Origin of the sequence: Yoonia sp. (assembly GCF_042093035.1) — a bacterium.
Lineage (GTDB): Bacteria > Pseudomonadota > Alphaproteobacteria > Rhodobacterales > Rhodobacteraceae > Yoonia.
In genome coordinates this window covers 1-490 of record NZ_JBELFI010000165.1, presented here as the reverse complement: position 1 = coordinate 490, position 490 = coordinate 1, and the positions used below count along the sequence as shown (strand labels likewise).

The following is a 490-nucleotide window of genomic DNA, read 5'->3' as shown; positions in this document are numbered from 1 at the left end:
AAGACACTCGCCTTTTGCAGCGCTACATCTCTGAGCGCGGCAAAATCGTTCCCGCCCGTATCACTGCTGTTGGTGCCAAGAACCAGCGTGCTCTCGCTCGTGCGATCAAGCGTGCCCGTTTTCTTGCCCTGCTGCCTTACGCTGTAAAATAAGGAAAACATCCCATGGATATCATCCTACTTGAGCGCGTCGCAAAGCTGGGCCAGATGGGCGAAGTCGTCTCCGTCAAGGAAGGCTACGCACGCAACTTTCTGCTGCCACAAGGCAAAGCACTGCGCGTAAACACGGCAAACCTTGCCCGTTTTGAGGCCGAAAAAGCCCAGATGGAAGCACGCAACCTTGAGACCAAGCAAGAAGCCGCTTCGCTGGCGGAAAAGCTGGACGGTCAAAAGTTCATCGTGATCCGCTCTGCGTCCGACGCAGGGTCGCTCTACGGCTCCGTCACAACACGTGACGCAGCAGAAGCGGCAACAGAAGCCGGTTTCACCGT

Annotated in this window: 2 protein-coding genes; both read left to right on the top strand. The window is 56.5% G+C overall.

Features of this window, described 5'->3' with window-relative positions:
* A partial coding sequence (gene rpsR, locus ACFDSS_RS13875; RefSeq protein WP_375256314.1) for a 30S ribosomal protein S18 occupies positions 1-152 on the top strand: 152 nt, incomplete at its 5' end.
* 12 nt (positions 153-164) lie between these two features.
* A partial coding sequence (rplI, locus tag ACFDSS_RS13870; RefSeq protein ID WP_375256313.1) for a 50S ribosomal protein L9 occupies positions 165-490 on the top strand: 326 nt, incomplete at its 3' end.